This window comes from Pseudoalteromonas sp. NZS11_1, from assembly GCF_015864275.1.
Taxonomy (GTDB): Bacteria; Pseudomonadota; Gammaproteobacteria; order Enterobacterales; family Alteromonadaceae; genus Pseudoalteromonas; species Pseudoalteromonas arctica.
Map to the genome: position 1 here is coordinate 50,051 of NZ_JADYXK010000008.1, position 26,039 is coordinate 76,089.

Consider the following 26,039-nt stretch of genomic DNA (forward strand, 5'->3'; position numbering starts at 1 on the left):
ATGTAAAAAGCCCACTAACAGCAGAACATACACAAATTTTAAAGCCCAGGCTCAATGAGCAACTTGCTGGGCTGTTTTGAAGCTATTACCGGATTTCATTTTTATGTAAATAAACTTATTAGATACCAAAATATATTAACTGATAATGGATAGTTTTCTAACGTTAGGTTTTTTTTCCATATAAGACTCCAACCTGTCTGTTTCTCTTTTTACAACCTCATAGCACTCGCAAGACTGAGACTCTAATTGAGGTCGGTCTATCACACTAATATGACCACGTTTATAAGTGATAATACCCAGCTTTTGTAGTTTACCAGCGGCCTCAGTTACTCCCTCACGTCTTACGCCTAACATATTTGCTATTAGCTCTTGAGTCATTATTAAATTGTTACTCGGTAAACGGTCAATCGATAGTAAAAGCCAGCGGCTTAGTTGTTGCACTATACTATGATGACGATTACAAACTGCGGTTTGCGCTGTTTGGGTAATTAATGATTGCGTGTAACGTAACATGAGCATACGCATATCAGGCTCGCTATTAAATTGCCTGCGTAATTCACAAGCGGGTAAGCGATAAGCAGTACCAGCACTTTGCACAATAGCCCGGTTAGGAGTGCTTTCTCCCCCCATAAATACAGCTATACCTACCACCCCTTCATTACCGATAACTGATATTTCAGCAGATGAGCCATCAATCATCACATACAATAATGAAACAATACTATCTATTGGAAAATAAACGTAATCGAGCTTTTCACTTGTTTCATAAATAACTTCTCCAAGGGATAAATTGACTCGCTTTAAAAGCGGAAACATGCGGTGTTGTGCGTCAGTAGATAAAGCATTAAGCAGTTTGTTCTTCAATTGACCCATCTAATGTGAATTTCCTTTTTATATGCCCAACTTATAACTAATAAAACCTAAAAGTAATGGCTTTGAAAGCATGTAAGTCAGGATATTTTAATAATAAACTCGGATTTGTTTATACAGTTATTAGGCGCTAGAAATGAAAGGTCGTTGCTTTTTGATAATAAAAATTGTTCTATTTTTATTAAAGAATTTTAAGGTGCCTTTAATTATTTTATATACGTTTATTCACTTTAAATATAAGCCGACACTCCCAGCTGTACTTCACTGAAATAATAAGATACTCAATATAACAAGGCGAATATGTACGCTAACACACATAGTCTAAATTTATCTGCCTTTAGTTGATATATATGCATAATGGTTGATGAAATTTAAAGATAATCCACACCATAACATGGCGACAACTCACTGTTATAAAACACAAAATAGAACTCTACTATTAGACTATGTGTGTTGACGAACCGACCCTTAACGAAGCTTGTTATATGTTGATGTATGTATTCAACAATAAGATAAACTTTATGAATATTTTTAATGATTACTTGCTCACCTCTAATAACCAAAATAATTTAAAACATCTTTTTTTAAATCCAGTGATAAATTTAACCGTCAATATCTTCACTACGACGTTTAGTCTCAAGTATTTACCACGATGAATAAAAATAAGCTTATCAACATCCTTTCGCCATTTTTCCCTTGGCTTAAATCAGCTCCCCAAAAAGAACAAATCCCCATTCGATCAGAGCTCTTAAGTGCTGAACAAATGGAAAAACATGCAAAATCACTAGCAAAAAGTCATATTTTAGATGCTAAAAACACTCAAGATCAGCTACTTGAGCGCCTAGACGAAAACGAAAAAGTACTGATTAAAGCCAATAGTTTATTAACCATTGCCGTTAAAGCAAAGCAGCCTATAGTGCCCTCTGGTGAGTGGTTACTCGATAATTTTTATCTTATTGAAGAGCAAATTCGTACCGCTCGGCTTCATTTACCTAAGCACTATAGTCAGGAACTGCCACGTTTAGAGCAAGGTGCCTCTTTAGGTATGCCCCGAGTTTATGATATTGCGTTAAATGTAATTTCCCATGGCGACGGGCGTGTAGATAGCGAAATTCTAGCGCAATTTTTAGCCGCGTATCAAACAGTAACAACGCTTAACCTTGGTGAACTCTGGGCCATTCCAATTATGCTAAGGTTAGCCTTAATTGAAAACCTACAACGCGTAAGTACACGTATCATAATCGCACGCCAGCACCTAAATCTAGCCCAACAGTGGGCTAATCAAATGTTAGAAATTGCTGAGCAAGACCCTAATAGTTTAATTTTAGTTATTGCCGACATGGCACGCTCAAAGCCTCCTATGGAAAGCGCTTTTGTAGCAGAGCTAACTCGTTTATTACAAGGGCATGGTTCGGCATTAGCACTTCCCCTTACTTGGATTGAACAACAACTAGCTGATTCGAGTTTAACCATAGAGCAACTAGTACAAAAAGAGAATCAGCAACAAGCCGCTGATCAAGTCTCAATTAGCAATAACATTAGTAGCTTACGCTGGTTGACCGCGATGAACTGGGCGGATTTTGTAGAAGATCATAGCGCTGTAGAACACATTTTGCGCCAAGATATAGAGGGTGTGTATGGTTATATGGACTTTATCACGCGAGATAGTTACAGAAAAATCATAGATCAACTCGCTAAGCGAAGCTCATTGTCAGAAGTCGATATAGCTAAAAAAGCAATAAAATTAGCCCAGCAGGCTGCTCAAGCCCAAACAGTATCAACCACAACGCTTGCGCCTAACCATGTAGGCTACTATTTAATTGATAAAGGTATTACGCAATTAAAGCAGCTCATAACAGTAAAAACGTCTATTTTGAAAACGTTATTTTCGCAAGCCAAGCGTATAACATTAATACTTTATTTAGGAGCAATTATATCCTTAACAACCCTAATTAGTGCCTCTTTTATGGCTATGGTCGTTCCTGATAACATACCTCACTGGCAGTTTATTCTTTTAATAATTTTAACTTTATTCGGAGCAAGTCAATTAGCCTCAGCACTTGTAAACTGGATAGTTACCTTGCTAGTCGACCCACAACGATTACCCAGAATGGACTATTCAAAAGGGTTGCCAGCGCAAAATAAAACATTCGTAGTAATCCCTACAATGCTTACCAGCTCTATCGGTATTGAGCAGTTATTAGAAGTACTCGAAGTTAGATTTTTAGGTAATCGCGATCAACATATACACTTTGCTCTACTGACCGACTTTACTGATGCAGAGCAACAAACACTCCCCACAGACGAAGCGTTGCTATCGCAAGTACGCCTTGGTATAGAAAACCTTAATGCCAAATATGCAGAGCCTTCTCTTTTACAGCAAGAAAGTCGCTTTTTTTTACTGCATCGCCCACGAACCTGGAATCCAAAAGAGCAAATTTGGATGGGGTTTGAACGTAAACGCGGAAAATTATCAGATCTAAACGCACTACTTCGAAACCCAATAGAACATGCATTTGAACTTATCGTCGGTGATATTAACGCTATACAAAAAGTTAAATATGTCATTACTTTAGATACCGATACACAACTTCCACGAGATTGTGCCCGTCAGTTAGTTGCGACCATGGCGCACCCTTTAAATCAACCAAGATTTGATGAAAAAAGACAATGTATTGTAGGCGGCTACGGCATTTTACAACCACGTATGGCAGCAAGTCTATCGGGACATAACCCTTCTCGTTACTCGCAATTATTTGGTGAAGAACCGGGTATCGACCCATATACGCGTTCAATATCCGATGTATACCAAGACCTCTTTTCACAAGGCTCATTTATCGGTAAAGGTATATACGATATAGATGCATTTGAACAAACACTTGGTAACCGTTTACCACAAAACCAAATACTCAGCCATGATTTACTCGAAGGTTGCTATGCTCGCTCGGGGTTGATTAGTGATGTGCACTTGTACGAAGAATACCCTACACGTTACAACACTGATATGTGTCGGCGTGAGCGCTGGATCAGAGGAGATTGGCAAATTGTGCGCTGGTTACTTCCTCGTGTTTTAAACACTCGAAGCGATAAATGTCAAAATCCTTTGTCACCTTTATCACGTTGGAAAATTCTTGATAATTTACGTCGAAGTGTCGAACCACTCGCAATCTTTTTATTACTTACGGTAGGTTGGTTTACAGCAGCTAATCCATTGAAATGGACCCTTGCCATAAGTGCTATTTATTTATTACCGCCATTGCTGAGCGCGCTAATTTCGTCGATGCGCAAACCCGCAGAAATGCTGATGTCCCATCATTTGCATGATGTTTTACAGTGCTTTGTTCGTCAACTTATTCAAATCGGTTTTCGTTTAGCATGTTTACCTTTTGAGGCTGTGTTTAACTTAACCGCAATATTACGTAGTGCGGGTCGAATGCTGTTTACTCAACGTCGTTTATTAGAGTGGCATGTCACAGATCATAAATCTAATCATGTAGTAAATGCCTTAATAAATAGTTATTACACTATGTGGACTGCGCCATTTATTGCGATTACTTTAATCGCTTCGCTACTTTACTTTGCCCCTTTACACTTAACTTTTACAAATATATTAGCTGTATTTCCTCTACTTTTATTATGGCTTTTATCACCGGCTATAACATGGTGGTTTAGTGAGCCTAAACTCGATAATTTAGCGCCACTGAGCGACAAGCAACAATTATTTTTACAAACTATTGCCCGTAAAACATGGGCTTTTTTCGACCACTTTAACACTGCAGACGATCATTGGTTAATTCCCGATAACTATCAAGAGGAAGCCGGTCCTGTTATTGCGCACCGTACATCGCCTACTAATATTGGTCTGTCTTTACTGGCTAACGTTAGCGCCTATGATTTTGGTTTTATTGTACAAAGTGATTTAATTCAACGCACGCAAGATTGCTTTAATACCCTCGATAAACTCGAGCGCCACGAAGGGCATTTTTATAACTGGTACGACACACAAACATTGCAACCTTTGCCACCGCGCTATATTTCATCAGTAGATAGCGGTAACTTAGCCGGTCATCTTTTAACTTTACAAATAGCATTAAAAGAACTCCCTTCTAAACCTATTGTTCACCCACAAATGTTTGAAGGCATAAGTATCACTTTGGCTATTGTGGCAAACTTGTTTAAAACATTGCAATTAGACTCAGCGCAAAATAAAAACAATATTATCGATACCGCTATTAATGCCATGAGCTCAATACTTAACGCTGTTCGTATCACTGCGCCTACAAATCTATATGACGTTGAACAGCACTTAATTACACTCAATAATAATGCGCGAATATTGTTAGAGAATATAAAGCAAGACGCTGCTAATGATTTAGATACAAAGTCGCAAGAGCATAAAGTATGGACTCAAGACTTACACAGGCAATGCCAGCGTACCCTAAACGAACTCTATTTATTTTCGCCATGGCTCAAACTAACTAATCCGCCAGTTAGCTTAAAACTGCAATTTCTTGATTCTAATATTTTGACAATGCAGCAATTAGTTAAACGTTGCCCCGACACTATTAACGCAATTGATGCGCTTTTATCATCGGTATTACCATCCGACGAAACTCAGTGGCTTTCTTCATTACGTATTCATACTTTAGCCAGTACACAGCTTGCCAAAGATTGCATTTCGCAATGTGACAAATTAGCCAACAGAGCGATTGAATTTGCACAAATGGAATATGCATTTTTATATGATGAGTCTCGCCATTTATTGGCTATTGGTTATAACGTAGATGAGCATCGACGTGACACCAGTTTTTACGATTTACTGGCATCTGAAGCACGTTTAGCCAGTTTTATTGCTATAGCACAAGGTAAATTGCCACAGCAAACCTGGTTCGCTCTAAGTCGTCTACTAACCAGCGCTGGCGCCGAGCCGGTGCTGGTGTCGTGGAGTGGCTCTATGTTTGAGTATCTTATGCCCATGTTAGTTATGCCTAGCTACGACGGTACATTGCTCGAACAAACTTGCCGTGCAGCGGTTACCCGACAAATTGATTATGGAAAAAGACAAAACGTACCGTGGGGCATATCTGAGTCGGCATACAATACGGTAGATGCTTCTCTTAATTTTCAATATCATGCCTTTGGCGTACCGGGTTTAGGGCTAAAACGAGGCTTATCAGAAGACCTCGTCATCGCTCCCTACGCGTCTGCATTGGCATTAATGGTTAACCCACAAGCCGCGTGCGAAAATCTTCAACTGTTAGCTGATAGTGGACTTGAGGGACATTACGGATTGTATGAGGCAATAGATTACACCCCTGCCCGTTTATCCAGAGATCAAAAAAGCGCAGTCATTCGCTCCTTTATGGCTCACCATCAAGGTATGAGCTTACTTGCATTGGCATATCATTTACTTGACCAGCCTATGCAAAAACGCTTTGAATCAGACCCTTTACTGCAATCAGCTTTGCTATTACTACAAGAGCGCGTGCCTAAAACATCTATATTCCAACCTCATATAGACCAATACGCAGAGAGCGGGGCTTTATTTGAACATGCAAAAATAAAGGTTAATCCACCTATTCCAGCCATTACCCCAACACCCCAAGTACAGCTACTTTCAAATGGTCGTTACCATGTAATGCTTACAAATGCAGGAGGTGGCTACAGCCGCTGGACCGACTTAGCCGTTACACGGTGGCGTGAGGATCCTACTTGCGACAATTGGGGAACATTTGTCTATATTAGAGATACAGCCACAGGCGACTTTTGGTCGGCAGCCCACCAGCCAACGCTAAAATCAGCCCAGTCGTATAGCGCATCATTTTCTGAAGGTCGCGCTGAGTTTCGCCGAAGCGATCAACATATAGAAACTTACACTGAAATCGTTGTCTCTCCGGAGGACGATATTGAACTTCGTCGTATACGCTTAAGTAATCACTCACCCGATACCCGTACAATTGATATAACCACTTATGCAGAAGTTGTAATGGCAAACCCTGCAGCCGACCTTATGCAACCGTCATTTAGTAATTTGTTTGTACAAACTGAAATACTTCCATGTGGCAATGCCATTTTATGTACTCGTCGTGCACGCTCTGCTGATGAAAAAACACCTTGGATGTTTCATTTACTTTCAACACGCGTCAATAGCAGTACAACAAAAGTCGGAACCCTGTCTTGTACAACTGATCGCATGCAATTTATTGGTAGAGGTCGCTCTTTGGTTTCACCACAAGCAATGCTAGAAATGGGCGAACTTGACGCTAAACAAGGGTCTGTGCTTGATCCTATTGTTGCTATTCGCGCCCCTGTGACTTTACTTGCTGGCAGTGTAGTAACACTCGATGTAATAACGGGTATGGCACAAAGTAGACAGGCTTGCCTTGCGCTAATTGCTAAATATCAAGATCATCACATTACCGATCGAGCACTTGATTTAGCATGGACTCATAGCGATGTGACCTTACGCCAAATTAACGCCAATGAAGCAGATGATCAACTCTACCGGCAGTTGGCTGGGTATATTTTGTATGCCAATGCGACTCTTCGGGCTAACGCATCTGTATTAATACAAAATCGTCGAGGACAATCTGGACTATGGGGCTACTCAATTTCTGGCGACTTACCTATCATATTATTAAAAGTAGCCAGCGGTAATAATATTGAAATTGCCCGCCAACTTATTCAATGCCATGCATATTGGCGCTTAAAAGGGCTTGTCGCTGATTTAGTCATTTGGAATGAAGAACAAGTTGGTTACCGACAAGGTTTGCAAGACCAAATTATGGGGCTAATCGCAACGGGTACTGAGTCTCATTATATTGATCGCCCTGGCGGGATATTCGTTCGCTCAGCAGAACAAATTTCGAATGAAGACCGCATACTGTTACAAGCCGTTTCGCGGATTATTATTGATCAAAGTGGCACATTGGCAGAGCAAGTAAACCGTCGAACGCTTGCAGAGAAAAACGTAAAGGGACTAATCCCAATTCAAGCATTACATCCCAAAATCAATCAAGCGCTTGGCAATACTCAAGAAAACTTACTTTTAAATAATGGACTGGGTGGGTTTAGTGAAGATGGTCGCGAATATATTATTACCACCACCGAAGCGAATCCAACTCCTCTGCCTTGGGTTAATGTGCTAGCAAACGCACATTTTGGCAGCGTTATTGACGAAAATGGTTTTGCTTATACGTGGAGCGAAAACGCCCATGAGTTTCGTTTAACGCCGTGGAGTGCAGACACTACAGGCTCATCTGGTGGCGAAGCCTTTTATTTACGTGATGAAGATACAGGTAAATTTTGGTCACCTTGTGCGATGCCAAAACGTGGGGCTAATCCCTATATAACCCGCCATGGCTTTGGTTATAGTATCTTTGAGCACAGTGAAACCGGCATCGAATCCTCTCTTTGTGTGTATGTAGATACACTCGACGCCGTAAAATACTCGGTATTAAAAATTAAAAACAACTCATTAACTACCAGGCGCCTAAGTGCAACAGGTTATGTTGAATGGGTACTTGGCGATCTTCGTTCTAAAACAGCGCTACACCTTGTAACAGAAATTGATGCTAAGAGCGGTGCATTGGTTGCCTCTAATGCCTATAACTCAGAGTTTGGTGGCAGAGTTGCTTTTTTTGACGTTGATGATATGTCACGAACACTAACAGGAGACCGTAGCGAGTTTATTGGTCGCAATAAAACATTACACGACCCCCAGGCAATGACTCGTACTCATTTATCTGGCAACTTAGGAGCGGCACTCGATCCGTGCGGTGCAATTCAAGTCCCTTTTGAACTGCAAAGTGAACAAGAGCGCACAATTATTTTTAGGCTCGGTGCTGCGCAAAATAAAGAGCAAGCAAGTACGCTTGCTTTAAAACTCAGAAAACCCGGTACAGCACGCATTGCACTCGAAAAAGTCACTGATTTTTGGCAGCAAACACTCGGCAGTGTGCAGGTTAACACCCCCGACCCTGCATTGAATGTATTAGCAAATGGCTGGCTTGTGTACCAAACTTTAGCATGTCGTTTTTGGGCTCGCAGTGGGTTTTATCAAAGTGGTGGCGCGTTTGGCTTTCGCGATCAGTTACAAGATGCCATGGCATTAATACATGCTTCGCCTGCATTACTAAGGGATCACATACTGTACTGCGCCACACGTCAGTATAGCGAAGGTGATGTGCAACATTGGTGGCACCCACCATCAGGGCGCGGTGTAAGAACACGCTGTTCAGACGATTATTTATGGCTACCATTAGCTACGTGTCGTTACATAAAAGGCACTGATGACATAACTATTTTAGATGAGCTAATGCCCTTTATTGAAGGTCGCCCCCTTAAAGACGACGAAGAATCCTATTACGACTTACCCTCTGTGAGTGCAGCAAGGTCGAGCCTTTACAAGCATTGCGTGTTGGCAATTGAGCATGGTTTACACTTTGGAGAAAAAGGTTTACCGTTAATGGGCTCAGGAGATTGGAATGACGGTATGAGCCTTGTTGGAATACACGGCAAAGGCGAAAGCGTGTGGCTGGGGTTCTTTTTATATAAAATACTACAAGAATTTTCTCCTATTGCTGCATTACATGGCGATATAGAGTTTGCTACTCGTTGTGACGATGAAGCACAAAAACTACAAGGTAACCTAGCTAAACACGCATGGGACGGAGCTTGGTATCGTCGCGCATGGTTTGACGACGGAACCGCGCTGGGCTCATCACAAAGCCCAGAGTGCACTATTGACTCAATAGCGCAAAGTTGGTCAGTGCTCTCTGGTGCAGCTAATAATGAGCGCTCTACGCAAGCAATGTCGTCTTTGTATCAGCATTTGGTCAATAGCGATGATAAATTAATCCAATTACTCAATCCGCCTTTTGATAAATCAAAAATGAACCCTGGTTATATAAAAGGTTACGTCCCGGGCGTGCGCGAAAATGGCGGGCAGTATACGCATGCCGCTATTTGGGCAAGCATGGCATTTGCTCAACAAGGCGACAAAAAAAGAGCGTGGGAATTGATGAATATAATCAATCCATTAAATCATGCTAAAAACGCCGGACAAGTTGAAACCTATAAAGGCGAACCTTATGTCGTAGCCGCCGATGTTTATGCCGTTGATCCGCATATTGGACGAGGCGGTTGGACTTGGTATACCGGATCAGCGGGTTGGTTATACCGACTAATAATAGAATCTTTATTAGGTGTAACACGAACAGGAAATAAGCTAACCATTTCACCGTGTATTCCAGAGAATTGGAGCACCTACTCAATCGACTATCGCTTCGAGAGCACCTGTTACCATATTACAATTGAGCAAATTATAGGGGATGAAAAACATAATAAAAGTGAGCTAATACTTGACGGTATGGCGCTTGAATCAACTTATATTCCACTTGAAAACGATAAGCAAAAGCATGAAGTTCACCTAAGCGTTTACTCAGTGACTTCTAATAAATTGAAACCAAGTAAAATATAAACAAACGAATTAAGGATACAAAATGAGTAGTAATACAGATAATAACACTCGCCCAGATTACGACAGTGTTATCCAGGATATCGCTGATTATGTATTAACGTTTGAAGTATCAAGCGCAGAAGCACTAAACACTGCACGTAATTGTCTAATGGATACCTTAGGCTGTGGACTGCTCGCTTTAAAGTTTTCACAATGTACCAAACTTCTTGGTCCAATTGTCAAAGGGACCGTTGTTCCTAATGGCGCACGAGTACCAGGGACCTCGCTCATACTCGACCCTGTTAAAGCAGCGTGGGACATTGGTTGTACCATCCGCTGGCTCGATTACAACGATACGTGGTTAGCTGCTGAATGGGGGCACCCTTCTGATAACTTAGGTGCTATTTTAGCTGTAGCCGATCACTTGTCTCAAGTCAGAATCGCAAATTCACAGCCTCCCCTGACTATGCGAGACGTACTTGAAGCCATGATTATGGCGCATGAAATTCAAGGCGTTATCGCATTAGAAAATTCTTTTAATCGTGTTGGCTTATGCCATGTATTATTGGTGCGTGTAGCCTCAACGGCTGTTGTCACAAAAATGATGGGGGGCAGTAGAGAGCAAATAATGGCAGCCATATCTCAAGCATGGGTTGATGGTTCTGCACTGCGTACTTATCGTCATGCGCCAAACACTGGGTCTCGTAAATCTTGGGCTGCGGGCGATGCAACTTCCAGAGCAGTTTATTTAGCTGATATGGCAATGCGCGGTGAAATGGGTATACCCAGTGCATTAACAGCTGCGCAATGGGGGTTTTATGATGTCTCTTTCTCCAAAACTAATAAAGACCAAGCACTAAAGCCTGAAGCGGAGCGCACGTTTTCGTTCTCCCAAGGTTACGGTTCATATGTAATGGAAAACATTTTGTTTAAAATTTCTTTTCCAGCAGAGTTTCATGCGCAAACAGCAGCAGAAGCCTCCGTTATTTTGCACCCTCAAGTAAAGTCGCGTTTAGACGATATTGAGAAAATAGTGATCCGCACCCACGAGTCAGCCATACGCATTATTTCTAAAACAGGACCGCTTGCCAACGCAGCTGACCGCGACCATTGCTTACAATATATGATTGCTGTTCCCTTGGCATTTGGGAACTTAACTAGCGATCATTATGAGGACGACTTTCACAACACGCACCCTATCATCGATAAACTACGCGACAAAATGGAGGTGTTAGAAGATAAACGCTTTACAGCTGAATACTTAGAGGCGGACAAACGCTCTATTGCCAATGCAATTCAAGTTTTCTTTAACGATGGTAGTAAAACAGAAGAAGTGGTTGTTCAGTACCCTTTGGGTCATCGCCGTCGTCGTGAGGAAGGCATTCCATTATTAGAGCTTAAATTCAAATCTAATTTAGCAACACGCCTTGCAACCCAACAATGCCAAACCATATTTACCCTTTGTAAAGATCAAGCCAAGCTTGAAAATACGCCAGTAAACAGCTTTATGGACTTATTTGTTATTCAATAAGTTAAATTGCAGTATGTACGGTGATACTGTAATACCAATTCGCTTAATTAAGTGAGCTATTTTTAGGTAATAAAATAGCTCATTAACAAAGCGAGCTTATAATATACAATTGTTTTATATAAATATTTTTTAAAACTAAGCTTTAACAAAACACAGCAAACGGGACTTATTATGACTAATGAAATTAAACACTCAATTGCAAACTTTGCAGCCTTAGAAACTTCAATAGCAAATGGGGAAGAACAATCGGTAAAAGAATTATTAGCAGATCAGTCAATGCAAGAGCTAGAAAAAAGCTACCTGTTAGACTTAGCTAAACTCGGTAATAACAGCGCTATCATAAAGCTATTAAATGATATCCCCGTAAAAAGATAGACGCTCGTGGCTATGTTATTACTCCATAGCTGGCGAGTTAATCCATGTTGTAAGGTAATAATTGATTGTTCTCGTTTTACTTATGATGACTTGTTTTATTTAGGCTATTAATATAATCAATAAGATTATTTAAAGGTATTGGTTTGGAAAAATAATAGCCTTGAACCCTTATACTGCTGAATTGAGATAAATAGGCGATCAGCTCAGCATTTTCAACACCTTCAATGACCACTATTTTTTTAAGCTCTGTACAAATCTTGATGATACCTTCTAATAAAGCGCGTTCTTGGCCCTCATGCTCAGCACCAATCGTGAACTCCCGATCTATTTTTATAATATTAGCAGGCTGCCTCGACAAGTAAGAAAGGCTAGAATATCCAGCGCCAAAGTCATCAATCGCAACGTTAAAGCCCTTAGCCATCAGCTTTCTAAGAACGCCTTCGATAACCCCTTTTTCTGACATGACTGTTTCCGTCACTTCAACGGTGAGCCGATGTGGCTCTATACATTTATCAGAGACTAATTGGCAAATATTTGCAACAAACCCTTGCAGCTGTAATTGCTGGGGTGAAAAATTAACAGCCACAGTAATATTTTTTAACTGCGCAGTATTACTCATATCTTTAAGTACCTGTGCTAGTACTTGTTTGCCAACTTCTAATATTTGCCCCGTTTGCTCTGCTATAGGTATAAAAATAGCCGGGGAAATATACGCACCATTACTTTTCCATCGCACCAAACTCTCAACACTAATCACTTTGTTATCAGATAAACTATGGATTGGTTGGTAATACACTTCTAAGTCACCATCTTTAAGCGCTTTTTGAAGCTCTCCTCTAATGTGGACTATTTCTTTATGCTTATCATCCATTAGCTTATGATAAAAACAAAGCTGATTCCCTCCAAGGGTTTTCGCACTGTCCATAGCAGTATCTGCATGCTGTAATAGTACTTTTGAATTTCCTACTCTTTCTTTAGACATCGATATACCAGCGCTGGCTGTAAGATAAATATCAACGTCCTCTAAATAATAAACGTTTGCTAAAGAGCTTATTAATACTGATATTTCTTCTCTTAGTTTATCTTTACTTATATTACTGTAATAAAGAATAAACTCATCATTACCAAAGCGTGCTATTGAGTCGGCTGTCAGCGCGTTATTTTTAAGTCTTCTTGCAACTAGCTTGAGAACTTTATCGCCTATGGCATGCCCTAAACTATTATTTATAGAACTAAAGCCATCTAGGTTTATAAAAACCATTGCACACGGTGAGTTTAACGCTTTGGCCTGCTTAGACTGTTTAGCGTTTATTTCATCATCTAGCGCATCTCGGCGAATTAGCCCTGTTAACTCATCATATTTAGCCATTTTAAACAGCTTTTTTGATTGTTGTTTTAGTAGGTATGAAGAGTCTGAAGCGAGTATAAAAATATAGATAAAGATGAAAGTAAGCCAAATTATAATTTGTTCGACTTTTGCCCTTTCTTTTAATGCAGAGTAGTTATTAATAAAACTATATACATTGTGCTTTAAAATGCCCATTACATCGACTTTTTCTACAATATAGTCACTGTATAAACTCAATAGTATATTTAAATCGTATACGTTTTGCTTTTTAGCATTAACAGAAAAGTAAACTTGAGGCGTCAATTCAATAAATACATCAAACGTATTTAGATAATCTATGTATCTGTTCTCAATTAATAAATTCATGTCTAGTAAAGCTAAAACTTGATACTTACTGCCAGTAACTGAATTTATAGGTATCGAAAACATAATAGTCGGCATACTCGTTTTCAACGTTAATGAATTAGCTGCAAATCTAACTTCATCCGTAGTTGTATTTAACCAGTTCACTACAGAATCACTTGATAGAAATCCACTGGAAATAAATTGCTTAGAAAATATGTCACCTTCAACTAACGTAAGATTTTCATCAAGAATAAGCATCCCTTTGATGATTTTATAATCCCTCGCATAATTTTTCATATCAACAGCGGCAAGCTTTAAAAAATTATCATGACTCACTTTTTCTAATCTCGACTTAATCCGAGATAATGACTTTTTATGCTCATCAAGGTTTTTATTAAGCATTGTCCCCACTAAGCTTATTTTTTCTCGTGCTTTTTCTTCTTCACTACTCACTGTTTTTACTGCACTAGCGTACCATAAAGACACACCCGTAAAGATAACTAAAAACATGACTGCTTTGGTAAACTTAGCCCCTTTAGTTATCGTTGCAGAACATAAAATTTTAATAATGAGCGCTGAGAAAAAAGAAAAAACCATAACGGCATTTAAAGCAGTAATAAATGGATTATCACTAATTAAAAAAAACTTTTCGTCAACGACTCCCCATAAGCTCAATTGAAAATTTAAGAAAAAAGCACACCCTAAAATGCCAAATACAGGAGTCACATATTTAACTTTTTTTGTAAATTTAAAATTAAATAATAAAGTTAAGATTGAGCCTAAAACTAGCGATATTAAAGCGGTACTAATAGAAATTATAGGCATCAGAGGTGCTTCAAGTAAAATACTCTCCAACCCACCCAAAATTACTACAACAACAAAAAACTGAATAAAGCCTAAATATAAAATACTTGCTGCTGATTGAGTTAGAGATAACCGCATGAGTCTGTTGTAACCTTCTAATTTGAGTCGCCAAGATCTTAAACTGTAAAGCAACTGCCGTATTAGTACAGTCAAATTTAATTGTTTTGTATTATATTAAATAAAAAGATACAGCCTTTATGGCTATATATTAAATTGAGGGAATAATCTAACGAAAAATAAGTAGATTCATAGTCATGCAATATCATCTGCTTCTCATTTTAATACCAACCTGCATAAATATTTGAACAATTAAAACAAATTAAATCACTCTATAACGTTGCTAAATAGACCCCGTATATAAGCAGATTGGTATAACTTAGTAACTAAGATTGACTGTCCGGATATATTGAGCACACCAAACTATTTTACTTAACTCGATTAAAAGAAAAGATCCTTGATATAAATTGATATCACATACATTTGATTGAACTGACACCTTAGTAATACACTAATATTGCCAGTTCAATCAGTCGATTACATATCTGAAAACCGGTTAGCCGATTGCACAATTCTTTTTATCTCATTTTCTTCAATATCTTTTATTGTATCAAGCAACGTTTTTGCGCTTTCGATATCTACACGAGAATATATATGAATGTATAACTCAATAACTTGTTCATGATGGTTTACTATTTTCTCCATAATGTCCGAGATATCTAGCTCTTCAAAGAGTGAGTTGCAATCAACGCGCTCAATAATTGAGTGCTTTTCGATGTAATCAAAACACCAGGTGTTTAGCGCTTTTACGTCTGCCGTATTTTCAAATCCTTGTACAATATTCTCTAAACTCTCCTCATGCTCAGATAGGTAGCGAAGCATCATTCGTGCTCCCTCATCCTTATTTTGTTTAGAGCTCTGGTTTAGGCTATCTTTTAAGTTTTTGTGAAATAAAACGGTCCAATTGAGTACATCTCTAATTGTTTCAATTTGCATTTATTGCTCCTAAGTTTGATGATATCTATACAATATTTAAATATGAAGCATGCTAATTTTTAGGATTAGGCTCACTCGCCTGAGTGTGTTGTAAATACTGAAATAGCTCACTGTCGGTCGATAATACCAATGTTGTGTTTTGGCTAAGGGCAAGTTCAAGCGCCTGCAACGAACGGGTAAATGCATAAAATGCGACTGCTTGATCATTTTTGTTATAGGCTGAGGCGTAAATAGCGGCTGCTTTAGCATCAGCTTTACCTCTAATTTCTGTTACTGCTCGGTAGGCTTCAGATTGAATTTTATCTAAGTCTCGCTCTCTGTTACCTTGTATACGGGCAGCTTCGCCTTTTCCTTCTGACAAAAAGCGTTCTGCTATTTGACGACGTTCGCTGATCATACGTTCATAGATTTTAGGGCGTACACTTTCATTATAATTAATACGTTTAAAACGAATATCCATAAGCTCAATACCAAATACGCGCACTTTTTTTGCCGCCTCATTAAATATATCTTGCTCGACAACTAAACGTCCCATGCTTATAGGCACTAAACTACCAATATTCTGCTCTTTTTCAGCCTCGGTGAGTGACGAGTCACGCAAAGGTTGGCGACCTTTCGTTGTACGAATAATTTCGATTAATTCGTGTGTGGCTACTGCATTACGCGTTTCACTACCAAAAATATCATCGAGCCTAGACTGTGCGCTTCGCTCATCACCTAAACGTAAAAAATACTGCAACGGATCGGTAACCTGCCACCGCGCATAAAGACTTACAGAAATATAAAGCTTATCTTTGGTCGGCATATCAGAAGGTGTTCCTTCCCATTCCAGCACGCGCTTATCAATAAAATTAACTTGCTGAACAAAAGGCATTTTGAGTTGAATACCCGCCTCTCTAATTGGCTCTCCAACCGGTTTACCAAACTGAGTAATAACCACCTGCTCTACTTCGTTAACCGTATATAAAGCGCTATACAAAGTAACCCCTACAAGTGCAGCTAAAATACTGCTGCCAACGATTAAATAAGATTTCATGGCTGCTGTCCTTTTAGTGAAGTTAAATTGAGTAAAGGTAATACACCGCGTGCTTCGCTATCGATAATAATTTTATTTTTTATCGTTGGCATAACATCTGTCATTGTTTCTATATATATTCGTCTGCGTGTTACCTCTGGTGCCAGTTGGTACTGTGCAAACAGCGCATTAAAACGCAGAGCGTCGCCTTCAGCTTCATTAACTCGCTTAAGCCGATAACCGTCAGCCTCTCTTATTCGTTGATCGCGCTCCCCCTCAGCAAGCGGAATAACGCGGTTATATTCGCGACGCGCTTCGTTAATCAACTTTTCTTTTTCTTGTTGAGCCTGATTAACTTCATTGAACGACCCTTGTACTGGTACGGGTGGATTAATGTTTTTTAGTTGAACCTGATCAATACTAATCCCCATTACATATTTGGTTGCCAATGCCTGCATTTTTTGTAATGCCTCAATTTCAATCCCTTGCCTGCCAATGGTAATTACTTCATCTACAGTTCTATCGCCTACAACTTCACGCATAACTGATTCAGACACGTATCGTAAAGTGCCTGCAGGGTCGCGCACCTCAAATAAGTACTTTTGGGGATCGGCTATCCGATATTGAATTACCCATTCAATCAGTGCAGTGTTTAAATCGCCAGTTACCATTTGGGTTTCTTCGCGTTGATTTGTTGCAGGTGAAATTTTTGGCGCAAATGAGCGAATATTATTTTCAGGATTAATATTTTGATCTGGGTCGGAGGCTCCAGGAGTAGAAAAACCAAACTCCTGCTTTAATTGTCGCTTAGTAGGCACTATTGTGACGTGATCAACACCTAATGGGATTTTTACATGTAAGCCCGCAGGTAGAATTTCTTGAAACTTACCAAACCTTAATACCAAAGCAACTGAATCACTGGGAACGGTATAGACTGCGCTATAGCCTGTAGCAATCAATCCCAAAAACAGTACTATGGTTAAACTTGTGCTAAATTTTCCACTCAGCAACTTCTTATACTTTTTAAACGCACCGCTCATCACTTTATCGATATCTGGCGGACCGCTTTTACTTTTAGAATTTGGACTATTTTCGTTTTGTGTAGAAATAATATTCTCCTTTTTAAGAAACCAAAAATATGGAGCCTTATTACTACTTTAGATTGTCATAAGCCCTAGCCTAAAGCGCCAACGTGCTTCGCAATCTAGGTGATAACTTCCTCTGTATAATTTAAGGGTAATAATTTAGGGGTAATGATTTAAGGAATAGTTTTAAGATTTAAATTCATGCACTTATAGATTAATTTAAAGCCAAAAAACCTTAGTAAGACATTAGCGTATTTATTTTAATTGGTCTGTTCGCTACAACACATAGCGTGTTTTAAACAATAGGTTTAATTGATAAATAAAGGGTTAAGTACAACTAATGAGTACACATTATTGAATACCCATTAGCCCCTTCACGCCCTATTACGGCGTTGAATTAATTGATTTATTGCTCTTTTTTGAGGCAACCACTCGAATATATAAAACCCCAAGTATTGCAGAAAGAACCGAAGCCACTAAAACCGATGTTTTTGCGTTATGAAGATGCTCGGCTTGCCCATCAAACCCCAACGTAGCAATAAAGGTAGACATGGTGAATCCAATCCCAGCGATAAGTGAAGCACCAATAACATGCTGGAGATTGATGCCCTCAGGCAAGCAACCTATTTTGTAGCGTAAAGCAAGCCAACACGCACCCGAAATACCAATAAACTTACCAACAACAAGACCACTAATAATACCTAAGCCAACGGGATCACTGAGACTCTCAACAAATGAACTAAAGTTAAAAACCACACCCGCATTAACTAAAGCAAATAGCGGTAAAATAAGCAGTGCGACAGGCAGGTGCAGTACATCTTCCCACCGACGCAAAGGTGTACCTGCATTTTCGGCTAAATCACGAATTTCGAGTACCTGTTTATGATCCTGCCTGCTAGCCAGAACATCTACTTTCTCTATTTCTTTTTGCATAGAGGTAATGGTTGTTTTTGCCTTTTCAAGCGACCTTCCTGAGCCCAACATTGAGCGTGCAGGAGCCGTTAAAGCAATAGCAACACCTGCTACAGTAGGATGAACACCTGACTGTAACATCATCCACCAGGTGGCAAGACCAATGATAATGTAAAAAAGCGGCTGCCTTATTCCGGCATAATTGGCGGCTACTAAAAAAGCAAATAGAACAACGGCGCATGACAAATACATCACCGATATTTCTTGGGTATAAAACACGGCAATAACAAGTATTGCCCCCACATCGTCAACAATCGCAAGACCTACAATAAAAGCCAACAAGCTTGTTGGTATATGTTTTCTTACAATTGTAAGCACACCTAATGCAAACGCAGTGTCGGTTGCCATGGGTATACCCCAACCAATCAGTGAATCTTGCCCCCAGTTAAACAGCGAATAAATACCAGCAGGCACGACCATACCGCCTATGGCGCAAAAAATGAGCATGTGTCTATTTTTGGGCTCAGCTAAATCTCCAGCAAGTACCTCTCGTTTTATTTCAAGCCCAAGCAATAAGAAAAATATCACCATCAAACCATCATTAATAATGTGTTTAAGCGAGGTTTGTAGCTCAAAGTCTCCTAATGAGACTCCAATAGGCGTGTGTACTAAGTTCAGATAGGTAGCTGAATAAGCTGAATTTGCCCACCATAGTGCAATGATCGTAGATACCAGAAGAAACAAACTAGAGGTGGTTTGAGCACGCATAAAATTAGAAAATGGGTCGTGCATATAGTCTAAGCCACGATTTAGTATATTTTTAGAATCGTTAGGCATATCAGGTAGCCTTATAAATTGTGGGTGTTCGTTTTATCAAAACTTTTAAGATTTAAGTTCTCCAGTTTTACTATCAGTCAACAAACACTTCGCCTTAAAATTACTAGCATTAAGACGAAGTACACACCCCTAATTAATCTAATGTAAAATTAGATTAGAGATAGATTTAATCATTGTGTTATTACGTTATAAGGATAAATATTTTCGCGGTTTTGGAATGCCAAAATAGCCGTATTTTTAATTATCCCTTGCTCAATGTTTATTGCACGGCGAATGGTTTCATCTTTTTGCCACTGCAAAGCACCTTTAAGTATCGTTTGTAAATAAACTACGAGCGCCGCAGAAATTGAACGCGTCGCGCTTTCCCATAAATAACTCGGTGTATGATCAACGCCATAATAATCCGTGTTGTTATATCGAAATAAAGGGTTTTTAAACGTTGTCGGCTTTGCAAAAAAGAATCCCATCCCCTCATCACAGCTAACATCAATAATTAAGCTGTTTGGTTTTAAGCAGTCGACTTCTGATTCAATTACAAAGTTAACCGGATGAGCTGTTTCTTGATAAGTCCCGTTCACGATAATATCGGCTTCGCTAATAAGATCGCTAAGTGGTCGATTAGTCCCATCATGCTCAACAACCATCATGCGAGCCTCCCCTTCAAGACCTTCTCGTACCTTAACATAGTGACAATCTAATATTTCTTCACGCACTTCGTGATCAGGACGCTGAATACAAATTGTAATATCTCTAAAGCCATGCGCTTTAAGAGCATAAATAGCGCCTCTACTCACTGCACCAAAACTAAATATAATCGTTTTACGTTGATCGCCATAATGACCATCAATACCCTTAAGTTGCAAAGCATGTATTACAGCGCAATACCCTGCCATTTCATTGTTTTTATAAAAAGTATGGCGCCCTACATTTCCTTGTGGTGACCATACATACATATCTTCAAAAGCAATTAAGGTAAGTTTACGTTCTATCGCCGCTTGTGTTATTTCATGCTGTTGAACGCAGTGGGCATAGCCCCAAATAGTGCCTCCTTCGCGCATTTCTTCTAAGTCAGCAAGTACAGGCTTTGCAATAATGGCAGTGCCAATATGGGTAAGTATTTCGCTGCGCGATGCAATGCCACCCGTTAACGTTGCAATATATTCATCGCTAACATTAAAAGCGGTGCCATAGCCTTGTTCAAACACCATTTGTTTTCTAAGATTTTCGGGAATTCGTAATAAGTGCTCTGGGTGAATAGGATACCGTCTTTCATCTGTCTTGCGGGATGTTCCGATAACGCCGATAGTTAATTCACTCATGCTAAGTCCTGTTTATAAAGTAAGTACGCTTGAGTTCATCAACGAATCATCATACTTCGCCAATAAACTTAGGCGGTGTTTTTTCTGTACGTTTTTGGCTCGGATGAACCAACTCTATTTTACAAAGGTGTAATTTTGACAATAAATAATGAAGAGCAGTGAGTTAACTTGCATTGAGTTGCAAGCTGAAGACTATTACCTTTTGAGTAAAAGTGCTGACTGAGTATATCAGAAATAAGTATTACTAACTTGGGTATCTCACACTCAAATAAAGAGAGCACTACTCTGTAGAGCAGGTTTAATTCGCTTTGTATTGGGTTAGCTGAATGTTCAGCTTTTATATCAACTTCGGCTATGTCCATGAGCGGTTATCACTAATTTTTTGTATGGAATCAAGATTTGGCTGCTATGGTTTTCTTGTAAAGGCCAACTTATATGTATTCTTTTTAACCTTTAATGGGGTCCTATAATGTGGGTAATGCTCGGCGAGATATTTCCAAATAACATGAGAGGATTAGGCTTAGGAGTTGCAGGGCTTGCTCAATGGCTGGCTAATTTTTTAGTCACTATTACCTTTCCCATATTGCTAGCCGCTGGAGGGCTTGTACTCGCATATTCGCTCTATGCATTTTTCGCATTAATATCGGTGCTTTTGTTATTTACTTAGTAACAGAAACCAAAGGAACGAAACTAGAAAACGTGTAACTTTATCGTCCTAAATAGCTAAATTTAGGACGATAATTTTTTAGTGCCTACCCAACTAATCTATAACCTACCGCTGGCTCAGTTAAGATATGAATAGGGCTTGCAGGGTTTACCTCAAGCTTTTGTCTTAGTTGCGCTACATGTACACGAATATACTCAGGTCTATTAATGTATTGCTCCCCCCATACCTGACTTAAAATAGCATTATGAGTAAGCACTTTATCTTTATTTTGAAATAACATAAGCAAAATTTTATATTCTTTATTAGTGAGCTTTACATCGCTGCTGTTAAGCGTAACTGTGTGCTTATGCGGATCTATAATGATGCTACCGCATTGCAGTGCCAAACTCGGCTGTGTATTTACTCTTAGTAGCACACGCATTCTTGCCAGAAGTTCGTTTGCACTAAAAGGTTTGGTTATATAATCGTTTGCCCCATTATCAAGGGCTGTAACCTTTTCTACCTCGCCATCGCGAGCCGAAAGCACTAATATTGGTATTTGGCTCCATTGTCGTACTTCAAGTAACCAAGCTTGTCCATCCATATCAAGCAATCCCAAATCAAGTAACACTAAGTCAAAGCTTTGCTCACTCATTAATGAAAAACCATCAAGCCCTTTCGCACTAATTGATACGTTATAGCCACTGGCACCTAGTAATGTTTTTAAAAAACTTTGCAATGCAGGTGAGTCTTCTAGCACCAATACATTAATCATTCTTTGCACTCCAGCTAAGTGTTGCTGTCGCTACTTGGGTCAGCTCATCAATAGCTAATACAAATTCGCCTTGATGAAACTGAGCAACTACATCGCAAATTACGCTACCAAGACCAACTCCTTCATCCGAACTGCTTGGATGAGTAACTATGAGATTGCTTACGGCTATTTTATAGTGTGTTATATTACCAATTCGTTCAGTATTAAAGTCCACTGTCGCCACTCCATCACCGTAACGTGCCGCGTTTTCGAATATATTCGCAAGCGCGATTTCTAAAAGTGTTATATCACCTATACAACAAGTAGCTTTATCAAATACTAACGCTAAGTTAAAACCACTTAATTGCTGCTGCCTGCGTGCTTTAGCCTCAGTAACAAGTGTATGTACGTTGATAGCTTGCCACGCTAGCTGCTCTCCTATTTTATTTACCCGACTAAGCTCCATCACTTTATTAAAATGCTGATTTAAGATTTCACTTTGCTCATATATATTTTTTGCTTGTTCTGTAATTGATGCCTTACTTAGCTCAATATTTTCGTCAGCTAACATGCTTGATGAACCCATAATAGTAGCTAAAGGCGTGCGTAGATCATGAGATAAACTACGCAGCAATGCGTTTTTAGCACGTTCTAACTCTGCTTGTACTTTCATCGATGCCGACTGGTTTCTAAGATTTGAGTTTTCGTGGACCTGAAACAACAAAGACAGTGCCGTATCTATAAATGCACGGTTTTCAGGACTAAGATCGGCATCTGAAATAAAGCCGCCCCATTGTGTGTTTTGTTCGATATTGAAGTACTCTCCATTATCCATTGTATTATTGTTCCAACGAAGTGTAATACCTAGATGGTTTTTAATCGATGTTGTAAATACTTGGCGCTGATCGTTTATATCATCAAGCCCATTAAGCGCCTTAGCTAACTCATATAAACATCGTGTATTACTGGCATGTAACTGGGTATCACGAACGTTTTTACTTAGCTCGCCCGCCAATTTGCTTATCATCAAGCCAAATATAAGCATGACAGTAAAAGTGACTAAGTATTCAATTTTTTCGATATGAAATGTAAAGTACGGCAGTACAAAAAACCAGTCGGTACATGCCACACTAACTAACGTTGTAATCCCCGCTAAGGCGGCATTTTGACGCACCGCAACCCATGCTACCCAAAGTAATTGCAACATCACAATGTCGGTGGTCGTTAGCCACTCTCGAACTGGAAAAATAGCCAGCACAATAAAAATAGGCGCAATTGTTGTTAATAAAAGCGGCTTAAGCCATTTATTAATACCCATTTGTGCACTCCCATAAAATTCTCTTTTTATAGGTTACTGCTTTTTAATACGTTGTGTATAAAGTTTTTATAAAGATTTTTGGCTGTAGTGTTAAATGTTTATAAAGCTTAATTGATATGGGGTGACTCTTTTTTAAAATTCCATAGTCTTTGCTATGTAGTATTTTTTAAATAGGAACGCACATGGCACAGTTTGCAGTAATTGGATTAGGTAGTTTTGGTGTTACCGCCTCGCTTGAGCTTGCTAATCAGGGGCATCACGTTTGCGCAGCCGATATAAGCGAAAGCACCATTAACACGTTTGCTAATCAGTTAAATTACACTGTCATTTTAGATGCTAGTGATGAAACACAGCTTGCTCGACTCGACTTAACCAGCTGCCAAGCTGTATTAGTTGCAATTGGTGAAAACATAGAAGCGAGTATTTTATGCGTGCTGCATTTAAAAAACCTTGGTGTTAAACAAATATGGGTTAAGGCGTGCTCTAAAAGTCACCATCAAATTTTAAGTAAACTTGGCGTATCTCGTATTATTCACCCCGAGGAAGAAATGGGGATCAGAGTAGCACATGCACTTAACTACCCTATGGTTAACCAGTACTTTGCACTTACACAATCTACATTTATTGTTGAGCTTGCCATAGATTTACATTTATCAGGGCGCAATATTGGCTGGCTTCTAAAAGAGCGTAACTCAGATATAAAACCGCTCACCTTACGCCGAGATGATAATTTCAATACAGACCTAACACTCGACACCGAGTTACGCCATGGTGATAGCCTTGTATTACTGGGCTCTAAACATTACCTAACAAAACTCACCAAACGGTTTAAAGCTTTATGATTAACTGGCAAGCACACGTACTTCCAAAGCAATTTAATCGCCGTTTAAAAAATTTCAAAAGGCCTGTTAACCCCCCTTTAATTTTAACTGCTGGTTTTTTTGCTCTCATTATTTTCGGCACTTGCTTATTACTATTACCTTTTGCAAGTGTTGAATCGCTTAGCTTTATTCAAGCTTTTTTTACTGCATCCTCTGCGGTTACAGTTACAGGCTTAGTTGTTATTGATACAGGTACTGCGCTAACCACATTTGGGCAATGTGTTGTTATGGTACTTATTCAAATTGGAGGAATCGGCTTTATGACCGTAGCCGTTATTTCATTTTTAAGTATTGGTAAAAACTTAGGATTAAAACAACGTTTACTTGCAAGCCAAGCATTCGATACCAGCGATTTAAATGGAGTGATCCATGTAGCTAGATGTGTAATAACTTACTCGCTAATAATTCAGACTATAGCATTTTGCTTACTTTTTATTAGCTGGGTAGATGACTATGGTATTGTGGGTAGCGCCTATCAAAGTCTATTTTATACTATTTCGGCTTTTAACAATGCCGGGTTTGCACTCGACAGTAATAGCTTAATGGCTTTTAAAAGTGATGTATCTGTTAATCTTATTATCAGTGCATTATTTATAATCGGTGGCTTAGGGTTTACCGTTTTAATAGATATATATCAACAACGTCGCTGGCATAAATTAGCAACTAATACACGTATTGTATTAATTGCAAGTGCTGTAATTAATTGCTGTGCATTTTTGCTTGTTTTTTTATTTGAATATTCAAATCCAGCCACACTTGCCAACCTACCTATTAACGAGCAAGTAATTGCTGCCTGGTTTCAAGCAGTTACACCACGTACTGCAGGCTTTAATACTTTACCTATTAGCCAGCTCAGTTCCGACTCGACATTGCTTACATTGTTATTAATGGTAATAGGTGGTGGTTCGGTAAGTACAGCAAGCGGCATTAAAATAGGAACTTTTGTTATTTTACTACTTGCTATGTATAGCTATTTACGCCAAAAACCACAGGTAACCATATTTAACAGAGAGCTAAGCGACAAACTTGTGATAAAAGCATTGAGTGTTGTAATTTTATACTTATTTACGGCTTTTTTAAGCATCATGATTATGAGTAAAATCGAGAAAACGTCTCTTTTAGATATTACTTTTGAAGTAATTTCGGCATTGAGCACTGTAGGGCTATCTCGTGATTTTACTAGTAATTTAAGTATGCCAAGCCAGCTAATAATAATTTTACTTATGCTGATTGGCAGAGTAGGTCCACTGACATTTGCTTATTGTTTTGCAAAACCTAAATTACAACCTCTTAAATTTGCTAAAACAACCATACAAATAGGGTAACTATTATTAAGGCCACTTAGCCAGCATAATTTATGTAAGGTATTATTGCGGTGCAAGATAGAAAATTAATGACTCCTAAATATAACTTTATCTATTAGGAGTCTTTTATAGAAAAGTAAAGATGAATATAAGCACTCTTTTTCATTGTAGGTATGAAAATA

At 39.1% G+C, this 26,039-nt stretch carries 14 protein-coding genes and 1 pseudogene; 6 read left to right on the forward strand and 9 right to left on the reverse strand.

What is annotated here, in order from left to right:
• Window positions 1–135: 135 nt before the first annotated feature.
• Window positions 136–873 carry a Crp/Fnr family transcriptional regulator gene (locus tag I6F44_RS08185; protein ID WP_024590349.1) on the reverse strand — a complete coding sequence of 246 codons (738 nt, stop codon included), beginning with the start codon at window positions 871–873 and terminating at the stop codon, window positions 136–138.
• Between the two features lie 649 nt (window positions 874–1,522).
• Between I6F44_RS08185 and I6F44_RS08190 the strand changes: the two genes are divergently transcribed.
• The 3 genes from I6F44_RS08190 to I6F44_RS08200 all read left to right on the forward strand — a co-directional run bounded on the left by I6F44_RS08190 (window position 1,523) and on the right by I6F44_RS08200 (window position 12,236).
• Entirely contained in the window at window positions 1,523–10,351 is an 8,829-nt protein-coding gene (locus I6F44_RS08190) for a GH36-type glycosyl hydrolase domain-containing protein (RefSeq protein WP_197173566.1), read from the forward strand.
• Window positions 10,352–10,373: 22 nt separating this feature from the next.
• Window positions 10,374–11,861: a bifunctional 2-methylcitrate dehydratase/aconitate hydratase gene (locus tag I6F44_RS08195; protein WP_197117594.1), complete on the forward strand. Its 1,488-nt coding sequence runs from the start codon at window positions 10,374–10,376 to the stop codon at window positions 11,859–11,861.
• A gap of 171 nt (window positions 11,862–12,032) precedes the next feature.
• Window positions 12,033–12,236: a hypothetical protein gene (locus I6F44_RS08200; protein WP_010552591.1), complete on the forward strand. Its 204-nt coding sequence runs from the start codon at window positions 12,033–12,035 to the stop codon at window positions 12,234–12,236.
• Window positions 12,237–12,312: 76 nt separating this feature from the next.
• On the opposite strand, the gene I6F44_RS08205 is transcribed toward I6F44_RS08200, so the two are convergent.
• From I6F44_RS08205 to I6F44_RS08230, 6 genes are all read right to left on the reverse strand, one after another.
• Window positions 12,313–14,871 (reverse strand): putative bifunctional diguanylate cyclase/phosphodiesterase, encoded by a 2,559-nt coding sequence (locus I6F44_RS08205; protein WP_197173567.1) that lies wholly within the window; start codon window positions 14,869–14,871, stop codon window positions 12,313–12,315.
• 456 nt (window positions 14,872–15,327) lie between these two features.
• Complete coding sequence (locus I6F44_RS08210; RefSeq protein WP_101162941.1) at window positions 15,328–15,786, reverse strand: ATPase; 459 nt, start codon at window positions 15,784–15,786, stop codon at window positions 15,328–15,330.
• A gap of 52 nt (window positions 15,787–15,838) precedes the next feature.
• Entirely contained in the window at window positions 15,839–16,822 is a 984-nt protein-coding gene (hflC, locus tag I6F44_RS08215; protein WP_101217825.1) for a protease modulator HflC, read from the reverse strand.
• Window positions 16,819–17,760 carry an FtsH protease activity modulator HflK gene (gene hflK / locus I6F44_RS08220; protein WP_002962612.1) on the reverse strand — a complete coding sequence of 314 codons (942 nt, stop codon included), beginning with the start codon at window positions 17,758–17,760 and terminating at the stop codon, window positions 16,819–16,821. The genes hflC and hflK overlap by 4 nt, the downstream gene beginning before the upstream one ends.
• 510 nt (window positions 17,761–18,270) lie before the next feature.
• Entirely contained in the window at window positions 18,271–19,635 is a 1,365-nt protein-coding gene (nhaA, locus tag I6F44_RS08225) for a Na+/H+ antiporter NhaA (protein WP_197173568.1), read from the reverse strand.
• 170 nt (window positions 19,636–19,805) lie between these two features.
• Window positions 19,806–20,954 carry a N(5)-(carboxyethyl)ornithine synthase gene (locus I6F44_RS08230; protein ID WP_197173569.1) on the reverse strand — a complete coding sequence of 383 codons (1,149 nt, stop codon included), beginning with the start codon at window positions 20,952–20,954 and terminating at the stop codon, window positions 19,806–19,808.
• 416 nt (window positions 20,955–21,370) lie between these two features.
• On the opposite strand from I6F44_RS08230, the pseudogene I6F44_RS08235 reads away from it, so the two are divergent.
• Window positions 21,371–21,659 (forward strand): annotated as a pseudogene (locus I6F44_RS08235) (MFS transporter); the annotation flags it as partial.
• A 47-nt stretch (window positions 21,660–21,706) separates the two neighbouring features.
• On the opposite strand, the gene I6F44_RS08240 reads toward I6F44_RS08235, so the two are convergent.
• Both I6F44_RS08240 and I6F44_RS08245 read right to left on the reverse strand, forming a co-directional pair.
• Window positions 21,707–22,375, reverse strand: coding sequence for a response regulator (locus I6F44_RS08240; protein WP_154903778.1), 669 nt, complete (start codon window positions 22,373–22,375; stop codon window positions 21,707–21,709).
• Window positions 22,368–23,672, reverse strand: coding sequence for a DUF4118 domain-containing protein (locus I6F44_RS08245; RefSeq protein ID WP_197173570.1), 1,305 nt, complete (start codon window positions 23,670–23,672; stop codon window positions 22,368–22,370). Before I6F44_RS08245 ends, I6F44_RS08240 begins: the two co-directional genes overlap by 8 nt.
• 182 nt (window positions 23,673–23,854) lie before the next feature.
• Between I6F44_RS08245 and I6F44_RS08250 the strand changes: the two genes are divergently transcribed.
• The gene (locus tag I6F44_RS08250; protein ID WP_024596486.1) at window positions 23,855–24,514 is read left to right on the forward strand and encodes a potassium channel family protein; all 660 of its coding nucleotides are present in this window, start codon (window positions 23,855–23,857) and stop codon (window positions 24,512–24,514) included.
• On the forward strand, window positions 24,511–25,878 hold the full coding sequence (locus tag I6F44_RS08255) for a TrkH family potassium uptake protein (protein WP_197173571.1): 1,368 nt from the start codon (window positions 24,511–24,513) through the stop codon (window positions 25,876–25,878). Before I6F44_RS08250 ends, I6F44_RS08255 begins: the two co-directional genes overlap by 4 nt.
• Window positions 25,879–26,039 lie beyond the last annotated feature (161 nt).